Below are 6922 nucleotides of genomic sequence, written 5' to 3'. Positions count from 1 at the left end.
ACCGACCCCACCCTAATTTCTGTCGGGCGACAGAAATCACCGGAGCAGCCGGAGGTTGCGCGATGGCGACGGAGACCACGTACGGAGCACGGGATCATGCCCGGGCACAGGAGGGCACACGGGCCGAGGCGATGCCCGTCGTGCCGGCGAGCGAGTGGCCCGAGCCGCCGTGCGAGGCGGGGCACCTCGTGTGGGCCGAGACGGTGGCGGGTGGCAACTACACGCACAGGGTGCTGGCCCGCGGCACTGAGCTGCGCCTGACCGACGTGCGCGGCGACGCCTGCGCGCACCTGCTCCTGCACGTCGCCGACCGCCCCTGGGAACGTCTGAACGTGGCCGACACGGTCAAGGTGCAGTGGAACGCCTACCTCGGCGAGGGGCAGCTGCTCCTGTCCGACCAGGGCCGCGTCCTCGCCTCCGTGATCGCCGACACCTCCGGGCGGCACGACGCGCTGTGCGGCACCTCCACCCTCGTACGGAACACCGAGCGGTACGGCGATGGCACGCCGCAGTCCTCCTCCCCCGCAGGTCGCGAGCTGTTCAAGCTGGCCGCCGCCAAGAACGGGCTCGCCCCCCGCGACCTGCCGCCCTCGCTGTCGTTCTTCCAGGGCGTGGAGGTCCGTGACGACGGCAGCCTCGACTTCACCGGTTCCGCCGGACTCGGCGGCAGCGTGACCCTGCGCACCGAGCAGGACGTGACCGTCCTGCTCGCGAACGTGCCCCACCCCGCCGACCCGCGCGCGGACTACGTGAGCACCCCGCTGGAGGTGCTCGCCTGGCGCTCGGCCCCCACCCGGCCGGGTGACCCGCTGTGGGACGCCACCCCCGAGGGCCGCCGCGCCTTCCTCAACACCGTCGAATTCCTCGCCGCGCGGGGGCTCGCATGAAGACCGTCGTTCCCGCCAGGGCGGCCTGGTCGTCCGTGATACGCACCGGCGAGACCCTCACCATCACCGATCTGCACGGCAACCAGGCCGTCGACTTCCTCGTCTACGACGCCCACGACACGTCCGTCCGCTACAGCGCCCCCGACACGATCCATGCCCAGGGCAACATCTTCCTGACCACGGGCAGCGTGCTGCTGTCCAACGAGCACACCCCGCTGATGACCGTGGTCGCCGACGACGTCGGCCGGCACGACACGGTCGGCGGCGCCTGCTCCAAGGAGTCGAACACCCTCCGGTACGGCCACCACACCTGGTCCCAGCACGCCTGCGTGGACAACTTCCTTGCGGAGGGCGCCCGGTACGGCCTCGGCAAGCGCGACCTCGTCTCCAACGTCAACTGGTACATGAACGTGCCCGTCGAGCAGGACGGCACCCTCGGCATCGTCGACGGCATCTCCGCCCCCGGCCTCGCCCTGACCCTGCGCGCCGAGCGCGACGTGCTCGTCCTGGTCTCCAACTGCCCCCAGATCAACAACCCCTGCAACGGCTTCGACCCGACGGCGGTCGAGATGACCATCAGTGGGACGGCCGCCGAATGAGCTTCGACACGCTGCTGGTGGCCAACCGCGGCGAGATCGCGGTCCGGATCATCCGCACGGCACGCGAACTCGGCCTGCGCACGGTCGCCGTGTACTCCGACGCCGACCGCTCCGCGCCCCACGTACGGCTCGCCGACCGCGCCGTACGCCTCGGACCGGCGCCCGCGAAGGAGTCGTACCTCGACGTCGACCTCGTCCTGAAGGCCGCCAAGGACACCGGCGCGGGCGCGATCCACCCCGGGTACGGGTTCCTCTCCGAGGACGCAGCCTTCGCACGGCGCTGCGAGGACGCCGGCATCGTGTTCGTGGGCCCGACTCCCGAACAACTGGAGCTGTTCGGCGCCAAGCACACGGCCAGGGCGGCGGCGGAGGCGGCCGGGGTGCCGCTCGCACCGGGCACGGACCTGCTGGCGGACCTGGACGAGGCCCTGTCCGCGGCCGACCGCATCGGCTACCCCGTGATGCTGAAGGCGACGGGCGGCGGGGGCGGTATCGGCATGTCGGCATGTCGATCCGCCGAGGAGCTGTCCGAGGCCTGGGAGCGGGTGCGGCGGGTCGCCGCAGCGTCCTTCTCCTCGGCGTCCTCGGCGTCCTCGTCGGGCGTCTTCTTGGAGCGTCTCGTCGAGAACGCCCGCCACGTGGAGGTGCAGGTCTTCGGCGACGGCGACGGGCTGGTCGTCACCTTCGGCGACCGCGACTGCTCCCTCCAGCGCCGCAACCAGAAGGTCCTGGAGGAGGCGCCGGCGCCCGGCCTCCCCGACCACGTGCGCGCACAACTCGCCGCCTCCGCCCGCGACCTGTGCGCGAGCGTCGCCTACCGCTCCGCCGGAACCGTGGAGTTCGTGTACGACGCGGCACGGGAGGAGGCGTACTTCTTGGAGGTCAACACCCGGCTCCAGGTGGAGCACCCGGTCACCGAGGAGATCTACGGCGTCGACCTCGTGGCCTGGATGCTGCGCCTCGCGCAGGGCGACCTCGCCGTCGTACGGGCCTCCGGCGCACCCCGCGGCCACGCCGTCGAGGCCCGCCTGTACGCGGAGGACCCTTCCCGCGACCACCGGCCGAGCGCGGGCCTGCTGACACGGGTCGAGTTCCCGCCGAGCGTCCGCGTGGACAGCTGGGTGGAGACGGGCACCGAGGTGGGGACGTCGTACGACCCGATGCTCGCGAAGGTCGTCGCGCACGGACACGACCGCGCCGACGCCCTGCGCAGGCTGGACGAGGCGCTGGCGCGGACCCGCGTCGACGGCATAGAGACGAACCTGGGACTGGTGCGGGCGGCGCTCACGGACCCCGCCTTCGCCACCGCCACCCACTCGACGGCGACCCTCTCCACGATCACCGATCCGACCCCGCACGTCGAGGTGATCTCCGGCGGCACGCTGACCACCGTGCAGGACTGGCCCGGCCGCACCGGCCACTGGCAGGTGGGCGTACCTCCGTGCGGCCCGATGGACGACCTGTCCTTCCGCCTCGGCAACCGGGCGCTCGGCAACCCCGAGGGAGCACCCGGACTCGAATGCACGCTGCGGGGCCCGACGTTGAGGTTCACCCACGCCACCACGGTGTGCGTGACGGGCGCACCCGCGCAGGTCACCGTGAACGGTTCGCCGATCGCCCAGTGGGAGCCGGTCACCGTGCCCGCCGGAGCCGTACTGGAGGTGGGCGCACCGACCGAGCACGGTCTGCGGACGTACGTGCTGTTCGCGGGCGGCGGCCTGGACGTGCCGCCGTTCCTCGGTAGCGCGGCCACGTTCACGCTGGGCGGTTTCGGCGGGCACGGCGGGCGGGCGCTGCGCCCGGGGGACGTCCTGCACGCGAGTGCCGTACCTGAAGCGGCTTCGGTTCTGATGGCTACCGTGCCGGTGGGTGACCGCCCCGAGTTCGCGTCCTCCTGGCAGGTGGGCGCTCTCGAAGGCCCGCATGCCGCACCGGAGTTCTTCACCGAGGAGGACGTCCACGACTTCTACGCGGCCGACTGGAAAGTGCACTTCAACTCGGCGCGCACGGGAGTCCGCCTGGTCGGCCCCAAACCCCGCTGGGCCCGCACGGACGGCGGCGAGGCGGGCCTGCACCCCTCCAACATCCACGACACGCCCTACTCGGTGGGCGCCGTCGACTACACCGGCGACATGCCGGTGCTGCTGGGTCCCGACGGCCCCTCACTCGGCGGCTTCGTGTGCCCGGCGACGGTGCCGACGGCGGAACGCTGGAAGCTGGGCCAGCTGCGCCCGGGCGACAGCGTGCGCTTCCTGCCGGTCACCGAGGACGGCTCCGCCCGACCCGCGATCGTCGACGGCGGCGTGCTGGCGCGGGACGGCGACATCACGTACCGCCGCAGTGGCGACGACAACCTGCTCGTCGAGTTCGGACCGATGCAGCTGGACCTGGCGCTGCGGATGCGCGTCCACGCGCTGATGGAGGCGGTCGCCGAGGCCGCGCTCGACGGCGTCACTGACCTGACCCCGGGTATCCGCTCCCTCCAGATCCGGACGGACTCCTCGGTCCTCCCCCTGTCCGAACTCCTCGCGACGGTGCGGGAGATGACCGCGGTCCTCCCCCCGGCCGACGAACTGGTGGTCCCGTCCCGCACGGTGCACCTCCCCCTGTCCTGGGACGACCCGGCCACCCGCGAGGCGATCGCCCGCTACATGGCCGGCGTACGCGACGACGCGCCCTGGTGCCCGTGGAACATCGAGTTCATCCGCCGCGTCAACGGCCTGGAGTCGGTGGAGGACGTGTACCGCACGGTCTTCGAGGCCGAGTACCTCGTCCTCGGTCTGGGCGACGTCTACCTCGGTGCCCCGGTGGCCACCCCCCTGGACCCGCGCCACCGCCTCGTCACCACCAAGTACAATCCGGCGCGGACATGGACCGCCGAGAACTCGGTCGGCATCGGCGGCGCCTACCTGTGCGTCTACGGCATGGAAGGGCCCGGCGGCTACCAGTTCGTCGGCCGGACGACCCAGGTCTGGTCCGGCTGGCAGCAGCGCGGCGCCTTCCAGCCCGGCTCGCCGTGGCTACTGCGCTTCTTCGACCGCGTCAAGTGGTACCCGGTCGACGCTGACGAACTCCTCGGCCTCCGCGCCGACATCGTCTCGGGCCGCTTCGTGCCACGCATCGAGGAAGGCACGTTCTCGCTGGCCGAGTACGAGGCGTTCCTCGCCGAACACGCGGACTCCATCGCCGAGTTCCGCGCCCGGCAGGGCGCCGCGTTCGCGGCGGAACGGGACGCCTGGGCGGCTTCGGGCGAGTTCGCCCGCGCGGAGGCGACCGACACCGCTCCGGCTCCCCCAGCCACGGTGACCGTCCCGGACGGCGGCCGGCTGGTGGAGGCCGAGTTCGCCGCGTCCGTCTGGCAGCTGAACGTACGCGAGGGCGACACGGTGACCACCGGCCGGCCCCTGCTGACCCTGGAGGCCATGAAGATGGAGTCCAGGGTGCACGCACCGATGGACGGCGTGGTCCACGAGATCCTCACCCACCCGGGCGCCCAGGTGGAGGCGGGCACGGCACTGCTGGTCCTGAAACCCACGGGGCCAAGGGCAACCTGACACCCCGCCCGGTGGTCTGTGGGCAGTCGTTCCGCTGGGGCGGAACGGGTGGGCACAGACCACCCACGGCCCGCAGCCGACGACGCACCCCAGCCAAGGAGCACGGATGTCGACCCCGACCGTCACCAGAGTCCAGATGGCCTACGCCCGCATCGAGGCAGTGAACCGCCCCGAGCTCTGGATCGACCTGCGCCCCCAAGAGGCCGTCGAAGCGGAGGCCCGGCTGATCGACGAACGCCTGGCCGCAGGCGAGAACCTCCCCCTGGCAGGCCGCCTCCTCGCAGCGAAGGGCAACATCGACGTCCAAGGCCTCCCCACAACAGCAGGGTGCCCTGCATACGCGTCCACGCCGGAGGCCGACGCCCCCGTGATCGCCCGCCTCCGCACGGCAGGCGCGATCGTGCTCGGCACCACGAACCTGGACCAGTTCGCCACGGGCCTCGTCGGCACCCGCTCCCCCTACGGCGCCGTACGAAACGCCCACGACCCGGCAAGGGTCAGCGGCGGCTCCAGCTCCGGCTCGGCCGTAGCGGTAGCGCTCGGCATCGTCGACCTCGCCCTCGGCACGGACACCGCCGGCTCGGGTCGCGTCCCCGCCGCCTTCAACGGCATCGTCGGCCTGAAGCCCACCCGCGGACTCGTTCCCGCGACCGGCGTCGTCCCGGCCTGCGCCTCCCTCGACTGCGTGACGGTGTTCGCCCGGACCCTCCCGGAGGCCGAGCAAGCCCTCGCACACATGGCTTCCCCGCCCGCCCGCGACCTGCCGCCGCTCCCCCAGCGCGCCCCCGGCCCGTGGCGCGTCGCGGTCGCGTCACCGTCGCAGCTCGGCGAACTCGACGAGGGCTGGGCCGACGCGTACGAGGCGGCGGTGGCTCAGCTCGTCACGGCCGGCGCCGAGGTCCGCACGATCGACCTGACGCCGTTCACCGAGGCCGCCGCGATGCTGTACCAGGGCGCGTTCGTGGCCGAGCGCTACACAGCGGTGGGGAGCTTTATCGACAAGTTGATCACCGAGGGTGGTGACGGGCTCGACCCCACCGTCGCCGGCATCATCACCCGAGCCCGGGACATCCCGGCCCATCAGCTCTTCGCCGACCAGGACCGCCTGGCCGCCCTGCGCACCCGCGCCCTGGCCGAACTCGCCGACGCGGACGCCCTGGTGCTGCCCACCGCCCCTGGCCACCCCACCCTCGCCGAGGTCGCCGACGACCCTCTGGGCGCCAACGCCCGTCTGGGCCGCTTCACCAACTCCACCAACCTCTTCGACCAGGCCGCGGTCGCTGTCCCGGCGGGCGAGGTGAACGGGCTTCCTTTCGGCGTGATGCTGATCGGCCCCGCGTTCACGGACGAACGCCTGGCCCGGATCGCCGCACTTCTCCAGCCGGAGACACGGGTCGCGGTGGTCGGCGCCCACTTGTCCGGCCAGCCGCTGAACCCCCAGCTCCTCGCCCTGGGCGCCCGCCTGGACCGTACGACCGCGACGGCCCCTGTCTACCGCCTGCACGCACTGGCGACCGACCCGCCGAAGCCGGGTCTCGTCCACGTCGGCGCGGGCGGGTCCGCGATCGAGGCCGAAGTATGGCGCCTCTCGGCAGAGGGCCTCGGCCGCCTACTCACCGCGCTGCCACGCCCGATGGCCCTGGGCAGCGTCGAACTGGCCGACGGCACCCACGTACCGGGCTTCCTGTGCGAGCCCACTGCGCTAAAAGGGGCAACCGACATCACGAAGTACGGCGGCTGGCGAGCGTACGTGACCGCGCCCCATTAGGGGCGCGGGGAACTGCGCATCTTTAGGGGCGCGGGGAACTGCGCATCTTTTAGGGCGCGGGGAACTGCGCGAGCAACCACCTCCGACCCGCACCCGGCCGGACAACCCCAACCA

General features: G+C 72.3%; 4 protein-coding genes. All 4 read left to right on the top strand.

Annotated elements, in window-relative coordinates; genetic code table 11:
* Positions 1-62: 62 nt before the first annotated feature.
* The 4 genes from FNH08_RS40585 (at position 63) to atzF (ending at position 6808) form a co-directional block, all read left to right on the top strand.
* The gene (locus FNH08_RS40585; RefSeq protein ID WP_152776533.1) at positions 63-887 is read left to right on the top strand and encodes an urea amidolyase associated protein UAAP1; all 825 of its coding nucleotides are present in this window, start codon (positions 63-65) and stop codon (positions 885-887) included.
* Complete coding sequence (locus FNH08_RS40580; protein WP_152776532.1) at positions 884-1486, top strand: urea amidolyase associated protein UAAP2; 603 nt, start codon at positions 884-886, stop codon at positions 1484-1486. The genes FNH08_RS40585 and FNH08_RS40580 overlap by 4 nt, the downstream gene beginning before the upstream one ends.
* Complete coding sequence (locus FNH08_RS40575; RefSeq protein ID WP_152776531.1) at positions 1483-5040, top strand: 5-oxoprolinase/urea amidolyase family protein; 3558 nt, start codon at positions 1483-1485, stop codon at positions 5038-5040. The genes FNH08_RS40580 and FNH08_RS40575 overlap by 4 nt, the downstream gene beginning before the upstream one ends.
* Positions 5041-5146: 106 nt before the next feature.
* Positions 5147-6808, top strand: coding sequence for an allophanate hydrolase (gene atzF / locus FNH08_RS40570; protein ID WP_152776530.1), 1662 nt, complete (start codon positions 5147-5149; stop codon positions 6806-6808).
* Positions 6809-6922 lie beyond the last annotated feature (114 nt).

The sequence above is a fragment of the Streptomyces spongiae genome, assembly GCF_009377185.1.
Taxonomy (GTDB): Bacteria; Actinomycetota; Actinomycetes; order Streptomycetales; family Streptomycetaceae; genus Streptomyces; species Streptomyces spongiae.
The sequence above is the reverse complement of the archived record's forward strand: the minus strand, read 5'-3'. Positions and strand labels throughout refer to the sequence as shown.

Excerpts from the sequence above, each read along its gene's own strand:
- atzF (WP_152776530.1), top strand. The coding sequence starts at position 5,147 with ATGTCGACCCCGACCGTCACCAGAGTCCAGATGGCCTACGCCCGCATC.
- FNH08_RS40580 (WP_152776532.1), top strand. The coding sequence starts at position 884 with ATGAAGACCGTCGTTCCCGCCAGGGCGGCCTGGTCGTCCGTGATACGC.
- FNH08_RS40585 (WP_152776533.1), top strand. The coding sequence starts at position 63 with ATGGCGACGGAGACCACGTACGGAGCACGGGATCATGCCCGGGCACAG.
- FNH08_RS40575 (WP_152776531.1), top strand. The coding sequence starts at position 1,483 with ATGAGCTTCGACACGCTGCTGGTGGCCAACCGCGGCGAGATCGCGGTC.